This window comes from Aestuariibacter salexigens DSM 15300 (genome assembly GCF_000429145.1).
GTDB lineage: Bacteria > Pseudomonadota > Gammaproteobacteria > Enterobacterales > Alteromonadaceae > Aestuariibacter > Aestuariibacter salexigens.
Window position 1 is genome coordinate 209,907 of record NZ_AUBH01000004.1, and the last position, 25,450, is coordinate 235,356.

Consider the following 25,450-nt stretch of genomic DNA (forward strand, 5'->3'; position numbering starts at 1 on the left):
TACTTCTCGTTGCCACTAAGCAAATAGCCGTCATTCCGGCCTCCATGCCCCGTCATTCCAGCCTCCGGGCGGGAATCTCGGCTTCAGACAAGCAGCTGACGTTCGCATTTTGGGATTTTTCATAGGGGATTAATGAGGGTTGTAGGCTTTGGCTACTGAAGGTTTAAATGAACACTTTGCTTTGTTAGGTCCCAGCGAGCAGAGCGAGTGGCTTTAGTGGCTTGTTATACGGCTATTTACCACCAGCAATATCTACAAACGTACCAGTAATATATGCAGCTTCGTTTGATAAAAGAAAAGCTATTGAAGCAGCAACTTCTTCTGGAGTGCCGCCACGCTGCAGCGGTATATGTTGCTTAACACGTTCAATTCTGTTGGCTTCACCACCATCAGCGTGCATTTCAGTATAAATAAATCCCGGACGGACGCAGTTTACACGAATATTTTTGTCTGCTACTTCAAGTGATAGTCCTGTGGTTAATGTATCAATAGCTCCTTTGGAAGCCGCATAATCAACGTACTCTGAAGGAGAGCCTAGTCTAGAAGCTGCAGATGATACATTCACTATTGAACCGCCGTTCGCCATTCTTGCTATAGCTTCTCTGCAACATAAAAAATAACTTGTAACATTAGTTGATAAAACTTTGTTGATTCTTTCTGCCGTCATAGATGTAATAGGCATTTGCGGGAGCAAGATCCCTGCGTTATTAACAAGGTGCGTAATACGTCCAACTGTTTGATCTAATGTATTAAAAAGTCGCTTAACATCTTCTTCATTCGATACATCCGCTTGTACAGAAATAGCTGTACCGCCATTTTCAGTAATTTCGGTAACAACGTTGTTGGCTTCAACTTCATTAGACCGATAATTTACACATACAGAATAGCCTTGTTTCGCTAAATATTTTGAAGTTGCAGCGCCAATTCCTCTGCTGCCACCTGTAACCAAAACTATCGGGTTCATCAATTCTCCATTTGTCGTATAACATCTTATTATGAAGACTTCACAGTAACACCTGGCAGGTTTCACGCAACAAATCTCCATATTCGTATGTAATATCAGAAGCTTACTAACTTTCACAAATTAAATAATACTTTTTTATATGCTTGTTACTGTGAAGTCTTAGTAATTACTAACGGATAAATTAGTCTGCTCTTGGTTCAAAACCCGACATTGACTATGTTTTTTGGCGGTTATTTCATCGCCTGAGATTTAACTAGTGTGTTGCATCCATCGATTGAACTCACAGTCTTAGAAGACACCCGTCTCCACGGGTGTGACAGGAAGTGTAGACGCAGGTGTTACAGGGAGTTGTTAACACGGGTGTGACAGAAAGTTGTTGGCACATGAAACCTTTTTACACTTATCGGCAATAACTCAGGTTATTCAGCGAGTGGATTCAGACTGGTGCCAAATGCGCAGGAACCGCTACTATGATGTAGTAACCTTATGAACAGAGCTTAACGTGATAGCTGATATACTGAGATTTCTCTTGTTGTGCCTGGTAAAGTCCAGTCGCTATTGGTGTTATCCGACCACAAGTCGATGGATTTCCAAACCTGCTGATAAGGATTGGCAGGACGTGCGTCTGATCCTGATCGTCAACCATACCAGTTTGGTTGAGTTTGTATTCGCCACCGTCATGCCAAACAAATTTTTATGGAGAATGGCCCGGCGCCTGGTTTTCCCTGTCGCAGATAGCAGTCTAAAGAAGCCCCAGGGCAAAATGTTGAAATTTTTCGCTCCCCGGGTAGCCAGTCTCAGCCGCAAGCGGGACGATACCTGGCATCATTTCGTCGACCAACTTGAATCTGATTCGATTCTGATTTTCATGCCAGAAGGAAGAATGAAACGCCCTAACGGACTGGATAAAGACGGTAAACCAATGACAGTGAAAGCCGGCATCTGTGACTTGCTGCCCAAATTTTCCGGTGAAAACATGATCATTGCCTACAGTGGCGGACTGCATCATGTCATGGCGCCGGGGCAATCTTTCCCCCGCCCCTTTCGACGTCTCAGTGTTAACCTCGAGTGTGTCAATGTCGATGAGTATTTAGCCTCTTTTGCAGATATTCAGGACGACAGGGCGAGACGACGTGCTATCTGTCAGGATTTGGAAAACCGCAGAGACAAATATTGTCCCGAACGCTGAGGCTTCGCTGAAAAGGCGAAACACTATATGATGGCACGACTTTATTTTCTGGTGTTGAATACAACGTGATTAAACTTCTGACAGCAATACTCTTTACCATTTCAATCAGCGCTTACGCTGTGCCCTCAGTACCTGCTCAAGACGCCTTTTTTGATGCGCTGAGGCAACACTGCGGGAAAGCGTTTAGCGGTCGTATCGTGGTCGATAATGCACCCAGTGACGCCTTTCATAACAAACCAATGGTTATGCACGTCAGGAAATGCTCTGACACAACGCTGTGGATACCTTTTCACGTTGGGGGCGATCGTTCCCGTACCTGGGTGATTACCAAGACCGGTTCCGGGCTGTCTTTAAAACACGATCATCGTCACCAAGACGGTAGCGAAGACAGTCTTACCCAGTACGGTGGACACACAACTGATGCTGGATGGCCACAAGTGCAATCCTTCCCTGCAGACAGCTATTCAAAACAACTGTTTGTCGACAGCGGCATTCCTCAATCGATGGGTAATACCTGGCAAATGTACATTTATCCTACATCTTTTACCTACCGAATGGTGCGCGAAGGACGAGAATTCAGGGTTGATTTTGATTTAACCAACCCTGTAGATACTCCTCCTGCACCCTGGGGTTATGAAGATTAAAGGATATCAGTGGCGCGGATCTGTTGCGGTCGCTTCGATGCGCTGTGCGTGTTCATTGCGCATCGCCAGCAGGTGACGAAACGAGGCGAGATCGTGCATATTGCGAAACTCTATCCAGTCGATCAGGCAAAACAGACAGATAGTGGGATAATTCCAGTCTGAAAAGTGTCCCTGTTCAACCAAATCGTCCAGATGTTGCAGCGCATTGTCGGCTCTTTCGCGCTGCAACTTGAAATACATGCGATCGTCTTTTGTATCGAAGTCGGAGCGTTGTAATAACAGCATTTGCACTAATGAATCATTCACCGCATCAATCAGTGTAAGCTGATTTTCCTGCGCCCAGCTTAAGCGCGGATAATCCAGCTTCTCGGTCAAATAGCGGAAAATGACGCGTGAGTCGAAAATCGTCTGTCCATCATCATCCAACATGGGAATTTTCATTGTCGGATTGCGACGAGCCAAGAGCTCACGGTCTTCACCTTCGAAAATTTCCATGTTGATAAACTCATGCTCTACGTTGGCAAGCCAAATCCGCAGGCGACGAACAAAAGGTGATGTTGTTGAACCATACAGTTTCATCTCACTCTCCTTCCCGGCGAACATTCAGTTTTGCGCTGTCATAATCAGACTGTTGAGAATAATAGTTGGATAAACGCCCCGACACCACTATCTCTCTCAATCCCCTATCAAAACTGGCTTTTAACGCCCTACCGTTATCATTATTCTGGAATACGACAAACAGCGGCTGCGGCTCGAACACCGTCATACGCTGTAAACCTTTATCTGCAAACAGAGATTTAGGGTAATCAATTATGACATCAGCAAAGCCGGTTTCGTACAATTCAAAACAGGTTGACAGGTCCTCAGCTTCAATGATTTTTTGCTGGGTTGTTAACAACTGGTCAAAGTCATATCCCCGCACGTAGCAAACGCTGACAGACTGCGGTTGGGTCTCGAACAAGGTTAATGTCGCATTGTCTTTAGCAAACGCGGTGATAGCGGTCTGATAATCAATGTGCAAGTCTGACAGCAGACCATCAGCATTTTCAAACTGGTAGGCACCAACAAGTACGTCTGCCTGTCCTGATGCAAAAAGATCTTTTGCTCGCTTCCAACTGACATTCTGATAATTGGTGTTTACGCTCACACTGTCAGTAAACAGTGCTTTATACACGCCTGAATTAGCCTGAGCTGCAGGCCATTGACCTGACACGGCGGTAATACTTGAGGGTACCGATATCCACTCTTCTGCTTCTGGCTGAGGACGCGTCATGCCGTAACGCTCACGTAATAGCGCTACCTCTCCTAGCTCTTCCAGTCTCATAAGCTCCTGTGCGAGTGACTCAGCCAATGGCGAATAGCGTTTGTTCAGATAATGGTAATCGGGATAAGTGACCAGCGCGTGCTGAATCCAATGAGGGTTGGTGCCAAAAAAGTCAGGTGGCAGCATCGGATCAGCGAGTAGAATGGCATCCACCCGCTCGCCCTCCAGTAACGTCAGTACCTGCTCTGGCGTGGTTAATTCAACCAGTTCAATGGCGGACAGTCTGTCTTTTAACTCTTCACTGACGGCGCGTAATCCTCGCACCGTTGCAACACTCTCAATTTGACTTAAGTCACAGGCACCACAGCGACGACGATCGCCCACTAGTAACAATTTGAATTCAAACAGAGTGAAGGGTACTTTGACCAAGTTAGGGTAAGTCGCTGCGGCTTCGTCAATTCTGGCGCGCAGACCATCAAGTCGGCCAGCGTTTGCCTCTACCCAGCTGCGTGCCAGAGGCATAGACCGATATTCTATCTGATAACCCAAATTGCCATAGGCACGCTCAAGAAGCGCCTGCACGAACATTGCTGCAGGCTCATCGCCTTTGCCATCTAGGATAATTTGTGGCAGCTGTGCAAAGGCCCAATGTGAAGCCAGCAAACAAGCGCCAGCTATCAACAAGCGAACCCTGTGTTTAGCGGATCCCCACCACCTTCGCTTCAGGCTGTGGTGACGACATATCTTGAATTGTTTGTGATTGGTGACGTGCCTTGTCATCTTTAGGTTTTCTCAGCGCCAGCATACATGGCGTCAAAATCAGTGTCAGCAAGGTGGCAAATGTCAGTCCGCCCGCCACTGCCGTCGCCAGTTGCGTCCACCACTGGGTAGACGGCCCACCGACCGCAATGTTGCGATTAAAAAAGTCAATGTTAACCCCGAGTACCATAGGCATCAATCCTAAAACCGTGGTTATTGTTGTCATCAGCACCGGACGAAGACGCTGCGCACCGGTGCGCAAAATCGCTTCGACGTGCTCTATTCCTTGCTGTCGCAAGATATTGTAGGTATCGATCAATACGATATTGTTGTTCACCACAATCCCTGCCAATGCGATCACGCCAATGCCTGACATGACAATGCCAAAGGGCTGCTGGAATATCACCAGCCCGAGGAAAACGCCAACGGTAGAAAATAGCACTGCACTTAAGATCAGAAAGGCCTGATAAAAGCTGTTGAACTGGGTCACAAGAATGATCGCCATGATAAATAACGCGACCATAAATGCATTTTGCAAGAAAGCAGAAGATTCCTGCTGCTGCTCGTTTTGCCCGACAACACTGATCTCAACACGAGGGTCTAAGCCCAGCTCGGGTAGCTGCTGTTGCAACTTGGGCAACTCAAGGCTGAGCTGTTTACCGGGCACCATGTTCGCTTCTACAGTAATGGCCTGACGGCCATCGATATGGCGGATGATATCCGTCTTGGGCTGCGCGACGCGCTCGACAAAATTCGATATGGGTACTATGCCGCTGGATGTTTTCATGCGCAGACTATCGAGCTGACCGATATATCGACTTTCCACCGGGTAGCGCACCCGAATATCCAATTCATCATCTACATCGTCAGGTCGATATTCACCGATTTTCAGACCATTGGTGACAAATTGCACGGTATTCCCCACCAGAGAGGCATCAGCACCAAAGCGGGCAGCATCACTGCGGTCAACACTTAGCCGCCACTCAATACCCGGCTTACTGGCCGTATCACCAATCGCGGTGAAGCTATCGTTGTTTTCAAGCGCTTTACGGATAGTCAGGGCTGCCTCATTAAGCAATTCCGGGAACTTTGAGGTAAGCTGAATTTGCAGGTCTTTTCCAGACTGTGGACCGTCCTGGTCAGGCGCGATTTCAATATCCAGCCCAGGTAATCCGCCAATACGGGTCTTTACGTCGGTAAGGATTTCGTCTGAATGACGTCGGTCCTGCCAGTCAACCAGATTTAGACGAATGTAACCTATCTGATCCCGTCCACCGGTTCGGGAATACAAGGTTTCTACTTCCTGCATATCAAACAGGTGGCTTTCCACATCACGCATGATGCTGTCTTTTTCATAAATCGACATGTCGCCGGTTGAACGTACCGTGATATTCACGCCGGGGCTGTCAACATGGGGGAAAAATTCTGTTCCCAGTCCTGATTGGTAATATGCCGTATAGACGAGTGCGGCGATGGCAATTGCGCTAACAAGAATTTTTTTCGGATGGCGAATAGCCTTCGCTAACAACGTAACATAGCGCCCGGTCAAACCATGCAAATGAGAGATATCCCCCTGCTCCGCATCGAGCAACTGTTGTCTTGCGTCATCGCTGACATAGCGTGGCTTACCAAACAACGCACCCATGGTAGGAACAAAAATAAGTGCCATCAAAAGTGATGCTGACAACACCGCAATCAGCGTAAATGGCAGAAATTTCATGAACTCACCCATCATTCCGGGCCAGAACATCAGGGGGGCGAAAGCAGCCAGTGTGGTCGCCGTGGAGGCGGTAATTGGCCATGCCATGCGCTTGGCGGCTTCCGCATAAGCTTGCTTGCGTGGCATTCCCTCGCTCATGCAGCGATCTGCATATTCGGTCACCACAATGGCGCCATCGACCAACATCCCTACTGCCATGATGAGTGAAAATAACACCACCATGTTCATCGTGTAGCCAAACAATGAAACCAGCAGAATGCCGGTCAGAAACGAGCCCGGAATAGAGATACCAACCAGGGCCGCGGTGCGTAAACCCAATATAGCGACTATCACTACCGCAACCAGAATCACCGCACTAGACACATTATTCTGTAGATCATTTAGCATCAACGTCACGTCTTCAGTGCGATCGCCTGTATACGTCAGCAAAATGTTGGCAGGCCACAAACTGCTCTGTCGCTGCGCCTCAACCTGCGCCTTAACCTTATCCACGGTGATCAGAATGTTTTCACCAGGACGTTTTTTGACCTCAAGTGACACTGAAGTATTGCCGTTCAGACGCGCAAAACTGGAGGGATCTTTGTAGGCGCGGCGGATCTGTGCCACATCCTGGAACGTGATGACCTGCTCACCGTCAACTTTGACCGGTTGTTCCATCACATCTTTCACAGATTCAAATACGGATGGTACTTTGACCGCAAAACTGCCGTGTCCAGTATCCAGCGTTCCAGCAGGTACCAAGCGGTTGTTGCGCGATAACAGCGTAAATATATCGTTCTGATCGAGTCCGTAAGATTCCATTAACAGTGGGTCGACAATCACTTCAACCATGTCCTCGCGATCGCCACCGATATCCACTTCAAGAACTTCTTCAAGGCCCTCTATCTGGTTTTTCAGCTCCCGAGCCAGCGTTAACAGGGCACGCTGTGATGCTTCGCCTGATAACACGATCGTAATAACCGCTTCCTGTCCGGCCATGGTGACTTCATGAATAGTGGGCTCTTCTGATTCTGAAGGCAGTTTTGCCCTGGCTACGGTGACCTTATCTCGCACATCGGCCAGCGCGTCGCTGGAATCCATGCCAGCAAAAAACTCCATCGTGATGTTGGCATATCCCTCACCTGCGGTGGAGCGCATTTCTTTGATCCCATCGATACTGCGAAGCTCTCGCTCCATGGGTTTGACCAGCATCCGCGCCGCGTCTTCAGGTGAAATCCCATCATGCACAATCGATACGTATATGTACGGGATCGGAATATCAGGGTTGGATTCTTTGGGAATGGCAATGTAGGTCATGGAGCCTGCAATCAGCAGCAGGATAAACAACATGATTACCGTACGTGTTCGCGCCAGAGCAGCGTCAATCAGTGTTCTCACTGGCGCTTCTCCAGCACAGCAGCGCTGCTCTGAGGAGCCTCTACAAGCGACACTTCTACCCGATCGCCATGTCTGACATAGCCATGGCCCAACGTGATCACGTCAGCTTGTTCGCCTAAACCAGCCAGCCACACACCTTCGCGGTCGCTTTTCACAATATCGATAGGCACGAAGTGTACCTGCTCATTGCGCACCACTTTGACGCCTAGATTTCCTTGTTCATCCAATGACATCACTGAAGGCGTAATTTTCACTGCCATGGTTTGCTCCAAAGGAATGGACAGCTCGGTACTGATTCCCGCCACGTAACGGGTGTCCGTGTTAGCTACCGCCACTTCCAATGCAAACGTGTTGGTGCCTGGCTGCGAGACTTTGGAAACATATCGAACCGTGCCCTGCAGCATGTCGCCTGACACCAGACGGCCAATCGCCTGCTGGCCTTTAGTTACCTGATAGACATGATTCTCAGTGACTTCTGCACGTATTACCAGCGGATCAAGGTCAACAACGCTAGCAATTCTGTCGCCCTCTCTAACAAGGTCCCCCACTTCCACAAAACGCTGTTCAAGCACGCCGTCGAATGGTGCAGTAACCGTGGTATTTTCAAGTGCCAGTTGCAAGGATGTAAGCTGCGCCTGGGCCATCTGAAGATTAGCCTGAGCTGCGGCTAACGCAGACTGCGATTGCAGGCCTTGTTTGTCGAGTTGCCTGGCCCCCTGCAATTCTATTTGTCGCTGTGCTAACAGGGCCTGTGCCGACTCTATACGCTTCGCAAGGTCATTTTTGTCAATCTCAAAAAGCGCCTGTCCCTGCCGTACGGCGACACCCTCGTCTACCAAGATTTTTTGTATCTGTCCCTGCACTTCCGCACGCAAGGTTGCCGTGCGATCGGGTTCGGTTCGACCATACAAGGTCACTTCACGACTAACAGGTTGTGCTGCCATCCTGGTTGCCTGCACTTTGGCCAGCGCCACAGCAGTTGATGACGTCGTTCTCGGGTTAGATGGGATATTGTGCTCTGAGCCGCTAGCCAGCCATAAAATAAGCGCAATGACCACTAGCAGCGCCACCCACACGGGCTGTTGGATGAGGCGTTGTCGGATCCTGGCAAAAAAAGACTGTTCCGCGGACATAAAATTCCCTTAATAAATTAAGGTCAATATTTTATCGCGAACGTGCGCGGCTGTCTTATACGAGTTTGTGAAAAGTTATGGTGAATTTGTTTCAAATCACGTCAAAAGCAGCACGTAATTCGGCATTAGATGCTGAAACTGGCACCACAACCACAGGTGGTCGTCGCATTTGGATTGTTGACCAGAAAGCGTGAGCCTTCGAGGCCTTCCGTATAATCCACTTCACCACCGACAAGATACTGCAAACTCATTGGATCAACGACAAGGGTCACGTCATGCTTATCAATAGTCATGTCTCCCTCGTTGACTTTCTCATCGAAGGTGAAGCCATACTGAAAACCAGAGCACCCACCGCCGGTAACGTAAACACGCAGCTTGAGGTTAGGGTTTTCCTCCTCTTCAATCAGCGCTTTTACTTTGTGTGCAGCTGCATCAGTGAATTCAATTGGCAATGCGGTTTCTACCGACATGCAGACATCCTCTTATCAAAGGTGATACGTCGAGCTTGCAGATTATCCAATACTTGACTATTCCTATCAAGTATTCTGGATATCTCCCCACATAAAGGTGCGGGACAACTCCCCACGTTTTCGACGAAACTGGTAAATTTCGGTATTAACCGTAATCTGCTCTGGCACAAAGCCTTCGGGCAAACTCACCACCCCATCTATCAGCTGAAAATATTTGAAACTGAAACGGTCGATATCAGCCGATTCGGGCAGCAACAGTTCACTAAGCCTAAACCGAACCGGAGCACCGTTCTGGCTGCCCTCAACAACTATCTGCAACGTGCCGTTGATCACGCTTTTGATTTGGTCCTGTTGCAATAGAACCAACTCGAACCGGTAATGACGGGGCAAAGACGTGGGCGTAAATTGCAAACCTTCAATCACAAACCCTTCCTGAGTTAACTCAGGTGCCATCACCCGTTGATAAAAAGCCAACTCGCGCTGCACAGCCTCTTGTTGTTGTTGCTGAGCTTCAAGTTGTTGTTGAGTCTGTGTGACAGCGAGTTTCTGTACCTCCAACTCAACACCGAGTACGTTCAAGTCACGAGTCAGGGTGTCGTTTTCCTGTCTAAGATTATCAACGGTATGCTGCAATGTGTTTATGCGCGTTTGCTGGCGGGCCTCATGCAGAGAGCCCAATGCATAACCAAGATACGTACAGATCGCCATTACGCCAACCAGCACGACGTAATAACTCAGGGGCCGCGATGCTTTTTCAGCCATTAACTGAACGTCCTGTACAGCGTTAGGACTACAACAAAATAGACGCACAATGATTTCATATGAACTCTTTTGAATACAGACACTTGTGTTAAGCTGTAGAGAGTGTTCACCGTCACTTATCACTCGGTCCAATGACGACGCTTCAGGCCTTACGCTACGAATTAGCTCATCCGCGCACATCCGTTCAGCTGTGCGTACTGGGCATCATGGGTGGCGTGTCCGCAGCTGGCCTGATTATTCTTTTCCGTCTTGGTTTGGAGTGGGTGCAGCTGCACTACCTCGCTACTATCGGTGAGTTTAACACGTTAGCCTGGTATTACAGACTTTTGTTACCGGTCGGGGCAGCAATGTGTATTGTTATCGTGGCCTGGATCACGGGCTTCCGACACTATCGAATGGGCATTCCTTTTGTGATTCACAGGGTCAAGCGGCATTACGGCGTGATCCCCTTCCGTACCACTATCAATCAATTTTTTGGTGGCATGCTGGCGCTGGCGGGCGGCTTCGTGGTGGGTCGTGAAGGTCCGTCCGTACATATCGGTGCCGCAGGTAGCAGTATTCTCGGCGAATGGTTAAAACTCCCCTATAACAGTATCCGCATTCTGGCGGGCTGTGGCATAGCTGCAGGTATTTCCGCCTCTTTCAATACCCCTTTCGCTGCCGTTATTTTCGTAATGGAAGTGGTGTTGCGAGAGTATAAAATCCACATTTTTGTGCCTGTCATGCTGGCCGCTGCATGCGGCTCTCTATTAACTCGTTGGGTTTTCGGCGCGGGTCATGAGCTCAGTGTTGTCGAATTTAACCATGTCGGTGGCTGGATTTATCTGTACTTAGTATTAGTAGGTATCATGCTTGGCGCACTGGCTGCACTTTTCAACAATCAGTTAATGAGGGTAATGCGCTGGTTCAGACCGGTATCCATGGTCAACCGCCTGCTGCTAGCGGGCCTGGTCACCGGGCTGTTTGGTGCCGTTTTGCCCCATGCTATGGGGGCTAACTTTGATGCGCTTTATGCATTCTTTGATCTGCAGCCTTCGTTGTTCTTACTGCTCGCAGTGTTGGCTAGCAAACTGGTATTGGCCGTGTTTGCGATTGCTCTGGGTGTGCCGGGCGGCATAATTGGTGCAGTGATGGTTATAGGCATGCTGTTTGGTGTGTTGCTGTTAACCCCATTGTCGGCTTTCACAGATACTGCTGAACTAACGGATAACTTTGCTCTACTTGGTCTGGCTGGCATGCTTACTGCGGTTCTGCACGCACCGCTTGCGGCGTTATCATCGGTAATGGAGCTATCGTTTAGTCCTGGTGTTATTCTGCCTGCCATGCTGGTCATTGTGCCTGCCTATGTCACCTCCACCCAGCTGTTGGGTAACCGCTCGATATTCATTCGCCAACTGGATTACCAAAAACTGCGCTATACCACGTCATCAGTGCAGGAGACGTTACAAAAGACCGGCGTACTGGCCTGCATGGACAGTGAATTCAAGCAATACAAAAGTGCTCCTGAAAGTGCGATTCTGGCCTTTTTGGAGAAATCTCCAACCCATCCGGTGGTACAACAGTTAACCTTTGAAATTGATGTTCATTATCAACTGGTGCAATACGATGTTAGCCTGGGACACGAGACAGCACCGCTGCGCTTTTACGACATGGAAGGCATTCATTCTCAGGCGACTCTTGCTGAAGTGTACGAAATACTCTCTAAACGACGCGAGGGCGGAGTATATGTCTACGATACTGTGCCGGAAAACATCGTCGGCGTGATCACCTGGAACTACCTGCACAGTTATCTGATGCGCGAGCAATTCTGATAGGAGCGACAGCATGATTTTATGGCTTAAAGCATTGCACATCTTCGTTATGCTGGCCTGGATGGCGGGATTATTTTATCTGCCTCGTTTGTTTGTGTACCACGCCATGACCACCAGCCAGGAAGCCAAACAACAATTTATCATTATGGAACGAAAACTTTGGTGGTTTGTGACGCCATTTGCCATACTGACATTGGTATTCGGGATTTGGTTGATCATTTCCTATGGCGCTGCCTGGTTTGCAGCATCGACTTGGTTGCATGTGAAAATCGCACTGATGATAGGTGTGTATGCCTATCATTTTTACTTGTACAAGCTACTGCGCGACTTTGCCGCCGACCGCAATCGTCACGGCCATAAATTTTATCGGGTTATCAACGAATTACCGGTCTTAGTGATTCTGGCGGTGGTGATTCTGGCAGTGGTAAAACCGATTTGATTGGATAGCGTTGAACTTGGCATAGACGTGACGGTCAAAAAATAATCACACCACAAATTGGTGCACAGGAAGGACAGCGAGCATGGACGACAATAATCAAAGGTTAAGAGCCTTAATCGCACACACCGATGAAACGTTTCGACTGCTCAGTGAAGAGCCTGAAAGCAGCGAACGGCATCAAGCCTATGAAGAGGCCAAACAGGCGTTGGAACACTACGTTAGCGAGCTACGTGAATCGTTGGATCGCAAACTTTCAGGTCATCATTAACCACACGCCATGAGTTCGTTACGGCTGAGTATTGTAGGTCTCTTCAGTCTTCTGCCCACTTTACTTCTGGTAGGGCCAATTCTGGCAGCGCCGATGTCGCTGCAAAATATGACCCAGATGCGCGAAGTCATGACGGCAGAAATGGCCCCCGACGGCAAACATATCGCCTACACGGTAAGCTTGCCGCGGCGAGTGTATATCGATACCAAGGGTCAGAATCATCGCGAATTATACGTACTTGATAGACGCAGCAAAAATCTCCCGGTAATGACCGGTAACGTAGTGGTTGGTAGGGTGCGCTGGCTGAACAACCATACCCTTATTTTTAATGCCCGGCGCGCAGAAGATGCGTCTACCGGCTTGTATTCCTTTGACATGCAACATCAACAATTGCAAAGAATTGACCAGCAACAGGGGGATGTACAGAGCTTTAACCTGTCCAGCAACAGCTCAATATTAATGTGGTGGACTCTCGCTCAGACCAGTGATGCCGAGAAGCAACTGCATGAATTTGGATTTGACGCTCAGGTATACGAACAACAGTATCCGCAGCAGACGCTTTTTACAGCTACTTATGACCCGCAAGAAGGCTGGTACAGCCGAAAGGTCCCGGTAAGCGGTCACGTCATATCGGCGCAGCCATTCAATGATGGAGAAAAAATGCTGCTGGTCTGGAGTGATTCCCCCACTACCCATGATCAGTTGCTCTATGCGCGACTTAGCGTGATGGAGATCAATGGGCAACATATTAAGTCATTCAGGCACGCAGGTAAGCTGGGCAGGGTACTGTTGTCGCCAGACAACAATCACATTGCGATGATTGGCACGAACGACATGAGTGATCCAAAAGAAGGTCGTTTGCTCATTGCCAGTGTTGATGAAGGACACGTGATCAATCTTATCGAGCCCTTTGACGGACATGTGCGCGACATTGCCTGGCTGTCGGCGCAGCGTATTGCGTTTGTCGCACACCGCGGCGTGGAAAGTATCGTGGGCGTTAAGTCAATCGACCAAAACAGCGAAAAATTTCGAACCTTGCTGGACAACAACGGTATTGCAGAGCGTATCACCGCAAGCCGTGACGGTCAGGATCTAGCGATTGTACTACATCGTTCCAAGCATCCGCGGGAAGTGTACTGGCAACGCGGTGTCACCGCCGCCAGAGCGACCCTGTCAAATCCCTGGCTGAGAGACGTGCAGCTTGCCGACCAACGCACGTTAACGTTAACCACGGCAGACAACGTTGAGCTGCAAGGCATGTACGTTTCGCCGCTACAAAAAAAGACGATGCCACCGCCGTTGATCATGTTTGTGCACGGAGGACCAGAGAGTCATATATCGAATGGATGGTTAAGTGACTACACCCAGCCTGTACATTTCGCCGCAAGTCAGGGATTTGCTTCTTTTTTACTGAATTATCGGGGATCAACGGCACGAGGTGTGGCATTTTCAAAGGCTGGTCAGGGGGACTATGCGGGCGCCGAGTTTAACGACATCCTCACAGCCAAGCAGTTTTTAGTCGAACGTGGACTGGCTGATGCCGGAAAAGTCGCCATCGCCGGCATCTCTTATGGTGGCTATGCCGCCGCATGGGCAGCGACTCGATTCACGAACCATTTTGCTGTCAGCGTGTCCGGTATGGGCATAAGTAACCAACTATCCAAGTTTGGTACATCTGATATTCCTGCCGAATTAGTCTATCAGCATGCCCTGCAGTGGCCCTGGCAAGACTGGCAGTGGCTAATGAATCGCAGCCCGGTTTATTACGCCAATGAGGCCACCACGCCTTTGTTATTGCTGCATGGCAAACAGGACCACCGCGTGCACTACAGTCAGTCACTGGAAATGTATCAGCACCTAAAATATCAATCTGACACACCCGTAAGGCTGGTGCTCTACCCCCACGCGGGCCATGGTTTAACGCGCGCGGCAGAGCAGTTTGACTACGCAACACGTATGATGCGCTGGATTGGTCATTTTGTTGACAATCCGCAAGGCACACAACCAGCTATTGGGCTCGACCATCAGAATTACCTGCCGACCGACACACAGGATGGGGCCACGACCACTCAACCTTGAGTCGCATAGCACGGGTGGCCGTGGTAAACTTTAGGGCTATTTTATTTGTGCTGCCACAGCACTGCCGCAGGAATAACGAGAACGCCTGAAATGAGTGACGAATTAAAAGGCCATTACGAAAAGATCATTTCTCTGCTTGGAGAAGATGTGACGCGCGACGGACTACTGGATACGCCGAAGCGAGCTGCAAAAGCAATGCAGTTCCTGACCGCAGGTTACAATCTTAGCCTTGATGACGTCGTCAATGGGGCAATATTTGAATCTGATACAGATGAAATGGTGGTGGTACAGGATATCGAGTTCTACTCACTATGCGAGCACCATGTCCTGCCTTTTATTGGCCGTTGTCATATCGCCTATTTACCCGACAATAAAGTGTTAGGTTTGTCAAAATTTGCTCGCATCGTCGATATGTACGCACGCCGATTACAAATTCAGGAAGGCTTGACTAAACAAATCGCTGAAGCGGTCCAACAGGTCACCAATGCAAAAGGCGTCGGCGTGATCATGGAAGGCAAGCATATGTGCATGATGATGCGCGGGGTACAAAAACAAAACTCATCGATGGTCACGTCAGTGATGTTGGGAGATTTACGCGATTCTCAGGCCACGCGAGATGAATTTTTGCGACTGATCGGTAAGTAATTTCGTCAAACGCTCGATTATTTTTTCACAAATGTCTCAAACTGATTGGGCAGATGCGCAGCCAGCGCACCTGCCACTTTAACGTAAGTTGCCAGCGACTGATTCAGCGACTTGAAAATCATCGGTAAGTGCGCCTCCAGGCCCGGTTTACCCTGCTCAAGCGCCAAGGGCACATCTGCAAAAGTTGAAAACACTTTCAGACAGTGGCCGAGATCTTTGGCTAACACCTCAGCCTGACTGGGCTGTGCCTGAGTCATCCTCTCCCATGCCTGCACCCACACCTGATCGAGATGCTGATGTGCAACCAGAAGGCCGTTAAACCACCTGCTTACAGGAACGTCGGAATAAGGTGGCTGCGGGCATTCAAATCGATTCGGCAAGGCTATACGGCTATCCCGCATCAACGCCAGCTGATGGCGTAACACCGATAATAATCCCTCTCCGACGCTATCAGCCTGCGCTTCACTGACAAAGCTATTGCGCTCAGACAGCGCCCACACCAACCAGCGATCCGGCATAGGAATTTCTGGCGCTGCCGCGACACCAAACACGACCCCCTCAACGTAGTCAGCATCATGCAAAAGTGCACTTGTACTAGGTTCGGCATATAAGGCTTTGAGGCAATCGAGCATGTAAAAATACGTCGTAAGGTTTTTCCTTATGCTCTCACAGATTTTTCTGCGCAAAAAGGCTCTTGACAATACGTCCCGCTAAAACGTTATACTGTAACAACTGTTACATTATCACATAACTTATTTCACAGAGAACTCAACCATGCGACGTTTTCCGTTTTCCGTTGTCTCAATTGCTGTACTGGGGGTGATTTCAGCATCGGTGGCTAATGCTCAACAAACGCAGAAACAGCGTGACGAGCAAACTATCGAGCAAATTACCATCACCGCGACGCCGCTAAACCGCACCGTGCTGGAAACCGCACAACCCGTCTCCGTGCTGGCAGGTGAAGATTTGCGCAATAATCAGGCCGCCACTTTAGGTGAAACCCTGAATAACGTGCCCGGCGTAAACTCTACTTATTTCGGCCCCGTCTCATCCAGTCCGGTCATTCGCGGTCTGGATGGCCCCAGAGTGAAAATCGTTCAAAATGGACTTGATGCGTCAGATGCGTCACGAGTAGGCCCGGATCACGTGGTCAGTACTGAAACATCAACTGCCACGCAGGTAGAAGTGCTAAGGGGACCTGCAACCTTGTTGTATGGCAGCGGCGCTATCGGCGGCGTCGTTAACGTGGTAGATAATCGTTTGCCACGCCAACGAGTCTATGGCCTTGAGGGCGAAGCTGCATATCAATTTAACAGTGTGGCCGACGAAAACTTGTTTAATCTCAGCCTCGATGCTGGCAAAGACGATTTTGCATTCCACATTGATGCATTCGATCGTGACTCGGACAACTACGAGATCCCCGGCTCTGCCGAATTAGGTGGAGAAGAAGAAAACGGCGAATTGGAAGGTTCATCTATCGAAGCTAGTGGGTTTACCGTCGGCGCCGGGTGGATTGGCGACAATGCCAGAGCGTCTTTTTCGTATGGAAGATTAGATAGTCTATACGGGATCCCGGGGCATGCTCACGGTGAAGAACATGGCGATGAGCATGAAGACGAGCACTCAGAAGAAGAGCATGCTGAAGAAGAACTTGTGTTTGCTGATATGCAACAAGACCGTTTTCAGGCAGTGCTAGACTGGCAAAATCTTCCCGGCACGTTCAAAGAAGTGCATTGGCACAATGCTTATACCGATTACCAACATAGCGAAATCGAAGACGGCATGCCCGGCACCACTTTCGCCAACAAAACGCTGGAAAGCCGCCTGTGGACAGTCCACCAGCCATTGGATGGATGGGAAGGCGTAATCGGATTGCATTACTCTGATAGCGAATTTGAAGCGATTGGAGACGAAGCCTACACGCCACCGGTCGATACCCGCACCATTGCGCTGTTTGTGTTAGAAGAAAAACGGGTTGGCAATTTTCTGTGGCAGCTCGGTGCCAGAATTGAGGATGCGCAACATACACCTGATAACAGTTTTTACACCGCAGACGAAGACCATGGTGAAGAGATCAACTTTTCAACCATGTCATTTACTGCGCTGAGTGCATCAGCAGGTACCGTATGGACCATTGATGAGCAAAGCTCTGTGGCGATTAATTATGCCTACTCTCAGCGCGCACCATCGGCAGCGGAGATATTTTCTAACGGCCTGCACATCTCAACCAGTACCTACGAAGTGGGTGTTGGCTTCGAGATAGAAGCAGAAGAAGACGGTTTTCATATCGAACAGTCGACTCGCGCAATCGAAAAAGAAGTGTCAAATAACCTTGACCTTACCTATCGATATGTTGGCGAGCATGTCACATTTATGGCCAGCCTGTTTTATAACGATGTGGCAGATTACCTGTTCCAGCAGGACACGGGTCTGTATATTTCCGGTGAAGATGTGCACGGTCACGAAGAAGAAGATGAAGAACATGCGGGAGAGCATGCAGATGAGCATGGCGACGAACATGCTGACGAGCACGACGACGATCTGCCGGTGTTTATCTTCCAGCAGCAGGATGCGAAATTATACGGGTTTGAAGCCGAACTCGACTGGCACCTGGATGAAAACTGGCGCATAGATGTATTCGCTGACTACACACGCGCGAAATTAGACAGTGGCAACGTGCCCCGTATTCCGGCCATGCGTTTTGGCGCTGAGTTACACTATGAGGCTGACAACTGGCATGCTGAATTGTCAGCTACCCGTTATGCTAAGCAAGACAACATTGCTGCTTATGAAACAGAGACTGAAGGTTACACGCTGGTGTCAGCCTCGGTAAATTACTACACGCAGGTAGGCAACAACGAACTCATCTTCTTCCTGAAGGGTAATAATCTGACCGATCAGGAAGCCAGAGTACATCAGTCGTTTCTGAAGGATGAGGCACCTCTGCCCGGCCGCGCCGTTACCACAGGTGTTCGGCTGTCTTTCTAATCACTAACAAAATAGGGGAGCGTCATGCTCCCCTGATTGGTCGATTAATCAACTTTAGCGTTTGAGCACAATCCGGTAGTGCGCCTTACCATCCCGCAGACGTTGGATGGCTTCATTGACCTGCTCAAAACTAAACGTCTCTGTGACAGGCTCAATATTGTGCAGCGCCGCAAAATCTAACATCGTTTTTATCGTTGCCGGGCTACCCACCGGTGATCCCGATACTGCACGCTGACCCGAAATCAGATCAAATGCGCCTATCTCAATCGGCTCTAAGGTTGCGCCAACAAAGTGTAGACGTCCCTTAGGCGCAAGCGTTGACATGTACGCCGCCCAGTTGAGCTTGACGTTGACAGTAGAAATAATCAGGTCAAAACGACCGGCTGCAGCGCTAATCTCGTCATCATTACGGCTATTGATGACTTCATGCGCTCCCAGCTCCAGGGCCTCTTTTTTCTTCGCTTCGCTGGATGAAAAGGCGACCACTTTACAGCCCCATGCGCGCAGGAACTGCAACGCGATATGGCCCAGGCCACCAATACCGATAACACCAACTTCTGCGGTAGGCGAGATATCAAACTGCACCAGCGGATTAAATACTGTGATACCGCCGCAAAACAGCGGACCGGCTGTGTCCGGATTGACACCATCGGGGATAGGCACTACCGCTGTGTGCTGCGCTCTGACTTTGTCAGCAAAACCGCCATGACGGCCGGCGATGGTCGGCTGAGCACTACCACATAAATTGTGGTCGCCACTGTCACAAGTATGACAGTGGTTGCAGTAACTTGCATGCCACCCGAGTCCGACGCGCTGTCCCGCTTTGAGTGACGTCACACTTTCACCGACTTTACTGATAATACCGACGACTTCATGACCGGGAACAAAGGGATAGGCGGTCATGCCCCACTCGTTATCCAGCATAGACAGATCGCTATGACAGATCCCACAAGACTCAACGTCAATTTCTACTTCATCTGCACCGAGCGGGCCCGGGTCGTATTCAAATGCTTCGAGGGCTGCACCCGCGGCACGAGCTGCATAAGCTTTTATCATTGGTTGTATCCTTGTTGATTGTGCGTGAAGGTTGCTACGTAAAACAGCAAGTGTAGATCATGTGGGGTCGTTGCATGGACGTAAACGCTGACTATTCAGCAAAAATTGTCGCGGTTAAAGCAAAGTGATAGCGTTAGCGCATCAGCAACTGATTCAGGTCTCCATGTGAATACACGTCATCCCGGCATGCTCGTTACTGCTGCATTTATCGGTCCAGGCACGGTAACAACAGCGAGTATGGCAGGTGCTCAATTCGGCTATGCGCTAGTGTGGGCCCTACTGTTTTCGATCATTGCGACCTTTACATTACAGGAAATGGCGTCACGTTTAGGCATCGTTACGGGTAAGGGGTTAGCTGAGGCTCTGAAAAGCCGACTCAGTAACCCACTGTTATCAAAGCTCGCCATGCTATTGGTGATCGCAGCAATTGGTATCGGCAACGCAGCGTATCAAGCCGGCAACCTGACCGGTGCAGCACTTGGGTTAAGCCAACTTTTATCCGCGCCTATTACTGTATGGGTACTGGCACTTGCCAGTGTCGCGGCGGTGCTGTTGTGGTTGGGCAAATATCAGCTGCTTGAACGCACGCTTATTGTATTGGTCGGTGTAATGAGCGTCGTATTCATTGTCACCATGCTGATCGCCGGGCCAGACTGGCCGTTCTTGTTAAATGGCATCTGGCAAATACAGGTGCCAAGTGGCGCGGAACTGATGGTCATTGCGCTGGTTGGCACAACCGTTGTGCCATATAACCTGTTTCTACATGCCAGTATTGTCGCTTCTTCACAAGCAACGTCGTCTGATTCCCATATCTCCGAAAAATTGGCAGCAAATCGCAAAGATGCCGCACTGTCGATTGGCTTGGGGGGCTTGGTCACGCTGGCGATTTTATCCACCGCAGCGAGTGCATTTTTTGCGTCCAGTATGCAGTTATCGGCGTCAAACATTGCCAGTCAGCTAGAGCCTTTGCTCGGCAATGCAGCCGGTTATTTCTTCGCTGCGGGATTTTTTGCAGCCGGTTTAACCAGTGCGATAACGGCACCCTTAGCAGCAGCCTATGCTGTGTGTGGCGCTGTGGGCTGGCCAGCCACACTTACAGATAGCCGCTTCAGAATGGTATGGATGGTGGTATTGCTTAGCGGCGCCCTGTTTGCCAGTTTAGGCGTTAAGCCACTGATTGCAATCCTGTTTGCGCAAGCCACCAATGGATTACTCCTACCAATTATCGCGATTTTCCTGTTGTTGGTGATGAACAGCAAACGCATTCTGGGGGAACATACCAATGGTGCTTTATCGAATCTTATCGGCGGTTTGATTGTGCTACTGGTCAGCGGATTAGGTGTCTATAAAATCTTGTCGCTTGTATAAACGTTTTTGGCTCAGCTGTGCCAACTGGTAAATTGGTATTTTTGTGATACGGTTATAATTTGACCAGCACAAGGGGCGTGCTATGCATCCGGTCACTCCTATGGCGCGAATAGAATATCTCGATATTCTGCGCGGCATGTCTATTTGCTTCATTTTTTTCGCCAATCTGATGGTCTTTTCTGGCGTACTTTTCTATTCACCTGAGTATGCGGCAACGTTCAACACCGCGGCGATGGATGAATTCTTATCCACACTGCAGGTGATGTTTATACAAGGCAAGTTTTACACCCTGTTTAGCTTATTGTTCGGCATCGGCATGGTGATCCAGCTACAACGTTTCAATGGTGATTTACTAGCGTATAAAACTTACATGCGTAAACGCCTGCTGATCCTGCTGTGCATTGCTGTTATTCATATGTGGGTTATTTGGCTGGGCGATATCATTACCTTTTATGCCTTACTCGGTCTGTTGCTGCTGAGTGTCATGCATTGGTCTAATAAGGCGCTGCTTACACTGGGAATAGTCTGCATCTTTCTGCCCGTCGCCCATGCGTTATTAATGGGTGTCGTTGGGTTTTACCCCGGTATTATTTTGGGCATGTATGATCAAGCTGTTTTGCAACATGGCGTGCCTGCCGGTAATCCGTTTGAACAGGCGCTTTATGTGCTACAAACCGATGATGTAGGTTTATATGCTGCCACTAAATTCTATGACCCGCTTATCCGCATTGGTCTGGTACTGGCAGAAGGGAGATTATTCAAAATTTTTGGCATTCTGTGTCTCGGCGTTGTCGCCGGCCGACAAATTATCCAGCATGGATTGCTGGAGAATCGCGCTCTGCTGGTCAAACTGCTGATCTCGGGTGCACTACTAGGTATTCCCTTTAACATCGCCTATACCATGTTCTACGCTGAACAAAGCCCACTTTATCAGCTCCTTGTTACCGTATTTTATGCACTGGGCGTGGTACCACTGGCAATCAGCTATGCAGCGGCTCTGGCACTGATGATGCAGTCATCATGGGGACGGGTCTTTACGGTCTTTGTGCCGTTAGGAAAGATGGCATTAACCAACTACATCATGCAGTCTGTGCTGGCAATCATCCTGTTTAACGGCTTTGCATTTGCACTGGGTGGCTATTATGGGCTAACGACCGCATGGGCTATTGGCGTTATCGTCCTGGTCTGCCAGTGGCTATTCAGTCGCTTATGGTTACACTACTTCAAACAGGGCCCTCTGGAGTCAGCCTGGCGCAGTGCGATTCCAGGCTGAAACCCGTTTTACTTTGCCTGTAAAAGCTGGACCGCCTGCTCAAGCATTGATTTTGGACAACCGAAGTTGATTCGAGCAAACTGCCTGGCGCCAAAATCTGCCCCCGGTGAGGGGCCGACACCTTTCGATTCAAACCAGCTCTGGACATTTTCAGTTTGCAAAGCAGAGCCATCCACCCATAATAAAAACGTCGCTTCTGGTGATAATGTGCTTAACCCATCGATGCTGTTTATCTGCTGTACGAGATAATCACGATTGTCACGCAGATACACTAACTGACTTTCATACCAGTCATCACACTGCGTAAAGGCAGCTTCAGTAGCAACCAGTCCCAACACATTCACCCAGGGTACAATGCCAGCAGCCGCTGATGTGAAGCGTTTGCGCATATCTTGGTCAGGAATGATCGCAAATGATGCACCTAATCCGGCAATATTGAACGTTTTACTGGCAGCCATTAGCGTCACAGAACGTTCGGCTAGGGCGGAATGGGCGCCTGCCGGAAGATGCTGTAGTTTGTCGTCAAGGATAAGATCACAGTGAATTTCGTCAGAGCAGAGCAACACATTGTGTCGCACACAAATGTCAGCAATACGATCCAATTCCTGTTGTCTGAGAACGCTGCCAACCGGATTCATCGGGTTACATAGGATCATCAGTTTACAATCAGGATCACTGGCGTGACGCTCTAACTGCTCAAAATCGAGCGTCCAGCGGTCATCGATGCAAAGGGTATCAACCATTAGTCTGTGCAGACCGTTTAATGCAGGCGCAGCTAATAGCGGCGGATAATTCGGGCTCTGTACAATGACCTTGTCGCCTTTACGACAATAGGCCTTACATGCGACGTTAAACGCTGGCACCACACCCGGCGTCCATACCAGCCACTGCGGATCAATTTGCCAGCCATAACGACGTCCTAACCAACTTGCCACTGCAAGGTTAGCAGGTGTGTATTGGGCCGGCAGTGTGTACCCAAGTAAACCATGCTCAACACGGGCGTGCAGTGACTCGATAATCGGTTCGGCACACCTGAACTCAGTGTCGGCAACCCACATAGGCAAAATATCTGTGCCTTTATATTTTTCCCATTTGAATGCGTACGTGCTGCTGCGGTCGTGTGTGTGGTCAAATTGCATAATAGATCGCTGTCGAGTTATTTACACTCGAGTGTAAAGCAAAAGCAAATTCAATCACTAGCCGGGATTTAGAAGATTATTGACTTTGTTAGACGGACGCACTAAAAAAACGCCGCTCAATTGAGCGGCGTAATGTTTTACTCTTTGCTTCGTGAAGCGCGTTTCCGGTCAGATTCCGTTAACAGCTTCTTACGAATGCGGATACTTTTTGGCGTCACCTCTACCAACTCATCATCGTCAATAAACTCAAGCGCCTGCTCAAGTGACATGATGATAGGCGGCACCAGATTCTGCGCTTCATCGGTACCTGCCGCACGGATATTCGTCAGCTGCTTACCTTTCAATGCATTAACGGTCAGATCGTTATCACGGCTGTGAATGCCGATCACCATACCTTCATACACCTCTACCCCGTGACCAATAAACAGGCGACCGCGGTCCTGCAGGTTGAACAGTGCGTTGGTCAATGCCTTACCGGCTGAATTGGCAATCAGCACACCATTTTTACGCTGTCCGATTACGCCGCCTTTGTGCGGACCATAATGGTCAAACGTGTGATAAATAAGGCCGGAACCAGAGGTCAGTGTCATAAATTCAGTCTGGAAACCGATCAAGCCGCGACTCGGGATCATGAAGTCCATTCTGACGCGTCCTTTTCCGTCCGGAGACATATCAGTCAGCTCACCCTTGCGCAGCCCCAACTGTTCCATGATGGCGCCCTGATGCTCTTCCTCACAGTCAATTGTTAATGTCTCAAAGGGTTCCTGCAATTGGCCATCAACTTCTTTGATGATGACTTCTGGACGAGAAACAGCAAGCTCATACCCTTCACGACGCATATTTTCGATCAGAATACCCAGGTGCAGCTCACCGCGGCCAGACACCCGGAATTTATCCGGATCGCCGGTTTCTTCAACGCGCAGTGCTACGTTGTGTACCAATTCAGCTTGCAAACGTTCGAGTATATTACGCGAGGTAACGTACTTACCTTCCTTACCGGCAAACGGCGAGGTATTGACCTGGAACGTCATGGTTACTGTAGGCTCATCTACGCTCAGCGGTGGCAATGCTTCAACTTCGTTGGCGTCACAAATGGTATCTGAGATCTTCAGCTCGCCAAGTCCTGTTATCGCGATGATGTCGCCGGCGGTTGCCTGTTCGACTTCATGTCGCTGTAATCCAAGGTAGCCCAATACCTGACCGACCTTACCGTTACGTTTCTTACCGTCAGCGCCGACGATGGTGACCTGTTGATTGGTTTTTACTTTACCGCGTTTAATACGGCCGACACCGATTACGCCCACATACGAGTTGTAATCAAGCTGCGAAATCTGCATCTGGAAAGCGCCGTCAATATCGGCATTTGGTGCATCCACCTGACTTACGATTGTTTCAAACAGCGCCGTCATATCTTCCGCTGGCTGCTCATAATCGAGTGATGCCCAACCGTTAAGTGCCGAAGCATAGACCACCTGAAAATCAAGCTGATCATCTGTCGCGCCCAGGTTATCAAACAGGTCAAACACCTGATCCATTACCCAATCAGGGCGTGCACCTGGCTTGTCAATTTTGTTGATGACCACAATCGGCTTCAAGCCTTGCGCAAAGGCCTTCTGTGTCACAAACCGGGTTTGCGGCATGGGACCTTCCTGCGCGTCAACCAGCAGCAACACCGAGTCAGCCATTGACATAACGCGCTCAACTTCACCACCGAAGTCTGCGTGTCCAGGAGTATCAACGATATTGATACGATAATCGTTCCACTTTATCGCGGTGTTCTTGGCCAGAATGGTAATGCCACGCTCTTTTTCAATGGCATTAGAATCCATCACACGCTCTTCGGCCTCTCCGCGGGTCTCAAGCGTGCCAGATTGCTGTAGCAGTTTGTCAACCAGGGTCGTCTTGCCGTGGTCAACGTGAGCGATAATGGCGATATTCCTCAACTTGTCGATTGAGGTTTGTTCAACTGTCATGTTTAATGGTCTCAAATGGTGGGGTAGTGGCCGGCGCGCTAGTCATCATCAAGCGGTTTTACGGTCATTACACTGGCAGCTAAATATTGGGCGCGGATTGTACAGGGTTAATCGTTATTTGGCGATGTC

At 49.3% G+C, this 25,450-nt stretch carries 21 protein-coding genes; 10 read left to right on the top strand and 11 right to left on the bottom strand.

Annotation, left to right across the window (positions count from 1 at the left end):
- Nucleotides 1–232 precede the first annotated feature (232 nt).
- Nucleotides 233–964 carry an SDR family oxidoreductase gene (locus G441_RS0108305; protein ID WP_026375919.1) on the bottom strand — a complete coding sequence of 244 codons (732 nt, stop codon included), beginning with the start codon at nt 962–964 and terminating at the stop codon, nt 233–235.
- A 502-nt stretch (nt 965–1,466) separates the two neighbouring features.
- Here G441_RS0108305 and G441_RS0108310 point away from each other — a divergent pair.
- Together G441_RS0108310 and G441_RS0108315 are read left to right on the top strand one after the other, a co-directional pair.
- Entirely contained in the window at nt 1,467–2,153 is a 687-nt protein-coding gene (locus G441_RS0108310; RefSeq protein WP_034474718.1) for a 1-acyl-sn-glycerol-3-phosphate acyltransferase, read from the top strand.
- 68 nt (nt 2,154–2,221) lie between these two features.
- Nucleotides 2,222–2,797, top strand: a complete 576-nt coding sequence (locus G441_RS0108315; RefSeq protein ID WP_026375921.1) for a hypothetical protein — start codon at nt 2,222–2,224, stop codon at nt 2,795–2,797.
- Nucleotides 2,798–2,803: 6 nt separating this feature from the next.
- Here G441_RS0108315 and G441_RS0108320 read toward each other — a convergent pair whose 3' ends face one another.
- The 6 genes from G441_RS0108320 to G441_RS0108345 all read right to left on the bottom strand — a co-directional run bounded on the left by G441_RS0108320 (nt 2,804) and on the right by G441_RS0108345 (nt 10,282).
- Nucleotides 2,804–3,376, bottom strand: a complete 573-nt coding sequence (locus tag G441_RS0108320; RefSeq protein WP_026375922.1) for a glutathione S-transferase family protein — start codon at nt 3,374–3,376, stop codon at nt 2,804–2,806.
- A 1-nt stretch (nt 3,377) separates the two neighbouring features.
- Nucleotides 3,378–4,724, bottom strand: a complete 1,347-nt coding sequence (locus tag G441_RS0108325; protein ID WP_026375923.1) for a type 2 periplasmic-binding domain-containing protein — start codon at nt 4,722–4,724, stop codon at nt 3,378–3,380.
- Nucleotides 4,725–4,758: 34 nt separating this feature from the next.
- The gene (locus G441_RS18280) at nt 4,759–7,917 is read right to left on the bottom strand and encodes an efflux RND transporter permease subunit (protein ID WP_084407315.1); all 3,159 of its coding nucleotides are present in this window, start codon (nt 7,915–7,917) and stop codon (nt 4,759–4,761) included.
- Nucleotides 7,914–9,050 (bottom strand): efflux RND transporter periplasmic adaptor subunit, encoded by a 1,137-nt coding sequence (locus tag G441_RS0108335; protein ID WP_026375924.1) that lies wholly within the window; start codon nt 9,048–9,050, stop codon nt 7,914–7,916. Before G441_RS0108335 ends, G441_RS18280 begins: the two co-directional genes overlap by 4 nt.
- A 125-nt stretch (nt 9,051–9,175) precedes the next feature.
- Nucleotides 9,176–9,520 (bottom strand): iron-sulfur cluster insertion protein ErpA, encoded by a 345-nt coding sequence (erpA, locus tag G441_RS0108340; RefSeq protein ID WP_026375925.1) that lies wholly within the window; start codon nt 9,518–9,520, stop codon nt 9,176–9,178.
- A gap of 66 nt (nt 9,521–9,586) precedes the next feature.
- Complete coding sequence (locus G441_RS0108345; protein WP_026375926.1) at nt 9,587–10,282, bottom strand: DUF6776 family protein; 696 nt, start codon at nt 10,280–10,282, stop codon at nt 9,587–9,589.
- A 131-nt stretch (nt 10,283–10,413) separates the two neighbouring features.
- Here G441_RS0108345 and G441_RS0108350 point away from each other — a divergent pair, with 131 nt between their 5' ends.
- The 5 genes from G441_RS0108350 to folE all read left to right on the top strand — a co-directional run bounded on the left by G441_RS0108350 (nt 10,414) and on the right by folE (nt 15,524).
- Entirely contained in the window at nt 10,414–12,093 is a 1,680-nt protein-coding gene (locus tag G441_RS0108350) for a chloride channel protein (protein WP_026375927.1), read from the top strand.
- Between the two features lie 13 nt (nt 12,094–12,106).
- The gene (locus tag G441_RS0108355) at nt 12,107–12,532 is read left to right on the top strand and encodes a CopD family protein (RefSeq protein WP_026375928.1); all 426 of its coding nucleotides are present in this window, start codon (nt 12,107–12,109) and stop codon (nt 12,530–12,532) included.
- A gap of 82 nt (nt 12,533–12,614) precedes the next feature.
- Nucleotides 12,615–12,800, top strand: a complete 186-nt coding sequence (locus G441_RS0108360; protein WP_026375929.1) for a hypothetical protein — start codon at nt 12,615–12,617, stop codon at nt 12,798–12,800.
- A gap of 9 nt (nt 12,801–12,809) precedes the next feature.
- The gene (locus G441_RS0108365; protein WP_026375930.1) at nt 12,810–14,879 is read left to right on the top strand and encodes an alpha/beta hydrolase family protein; all 2,070 of its coding nucleotides are present in this window, start codon (nt 12,810–12,812) and stop codon (nt 14,877–14,879) included.
- A gap of 90 nt (nt 14,880–14,969) precedes the next feature.
- Nucleotides 14,970–15,524, top strand: coding sequence for a GTP cyclohydrolase I FolE (gene folE, locus G441_RS0108370; protein ID WP_026375931.1), 555 nt, complete (start codon nt 14,970–14,972; stop codon nt 15,522–15,524).
- Between the two features lie 17 nt (nt 15,525–15,541).
- Here folE and G441_RS0108375 read toward each other — a convergent pair whose 3' ends face one another.
- Nucleotides 15,542–16,210, bottom strand: coding sequence for a UPF0149 family protein (locus G441_RS0108375; RefSeq protein WP_156896316.1), 669 nt, complete (start codon nt 16,208–16,210; stop codon nt 15,542–15,544).
- An 88-nt stretch (nt 16,211–16,298) separates the two neighbouring features.
- Between G441_RS0108375 and G441_RS0108380 the strand changes: the two genes are divergently transcribed.
- Complete coding sequence (locus tag G441_RS0108380) at nt 16,299–18,512, top strand: TonB-dependent receptor domain-containing protein (protein WP_026375933.1); 2,214 nt, start codon at nt 16,299–16,301, stop codon at nt 18,510–18,512.
- A 54-nt stretch (nt 18,513–18,566) separates the two neighbouring features.
- On the opposite strand, the gene ahr is transcribed toward G441_RS0108380, so the two are convergent.
- Nucleotides 18,567–19,568, bottom strand: a complete 1,002-nt coding sequence (gene ahr / locus G441_RS0108385; RefSeq protein ID WP_026375934.1) for an NADPH-dependent aldehyde reductase Ahr — start codon at nt 19,566–19,568, stop codon at nt 18,567–18,569.
- A gap of 186 nt (nt 19,569–19,754) precedes the next feature.
- Between ahr and G441_RS0108390 the strand changes: the two genes are divergently transcribed.
- Nucleotides 19,755–20,936: an Nramp family divalent metal transporter gene (locus tag G441_RS0108390; RefSeq protein WP_034474720.1), complete on the top strand. Its 1,182-nt coding sequence runs from the start codon at nt 19,755–19,757 to the stop codon at nt 20,934–20,936.
- Between the two features lie 82 nt (nt 20,937–21,018).
- Complete coding sequence (locus G441_RS0108395; RefSeq protein ID WP_084407316.1) at nt 21,019–22,209, top strand: DUF418 domain-containing protein; 1,191 nt, start codon at nt 21,019–21,021, stop codon at nt 22,207–22,209.
- An 8-nt stretch (nt 22,210–22,217) separates the two neighbouring features.
- Here the strand turns inward: G441_RS0108395 and G441_RS0108400 are convergent, their stop codons facing one another.
- Together G441_RS0108400 and typA are read right to left on the bottom strand one after the other, a co-directional pair.
- Nucleotides 22,218–23,348 (bottom strand): MalY/PatB family protein, encoded by a 1,131-nt coding sequence (locus G441_RS0108400; protein ID WP_026375937.1) that lies wholly within the window; start codon nt 23,346–23,348, stop codon nt 22,218–22,220.
- A 137-nt stretch (nt 23,349–23,485) separates the two neighbouring features.
- Complete coding sequence (gene typA, locus G441_RS0108405) at nt 23,486–25,321, bottom strand: translational GTPase TypA (RefSeq protein ID WP_026375938.1); 1,836 nt, start codon at nt 25,319–25,321, stop codon at nt 23,486–23,488.
- Between the last annotated feature and the right edge of the window lie 129 nt (nt 25,322–25,450).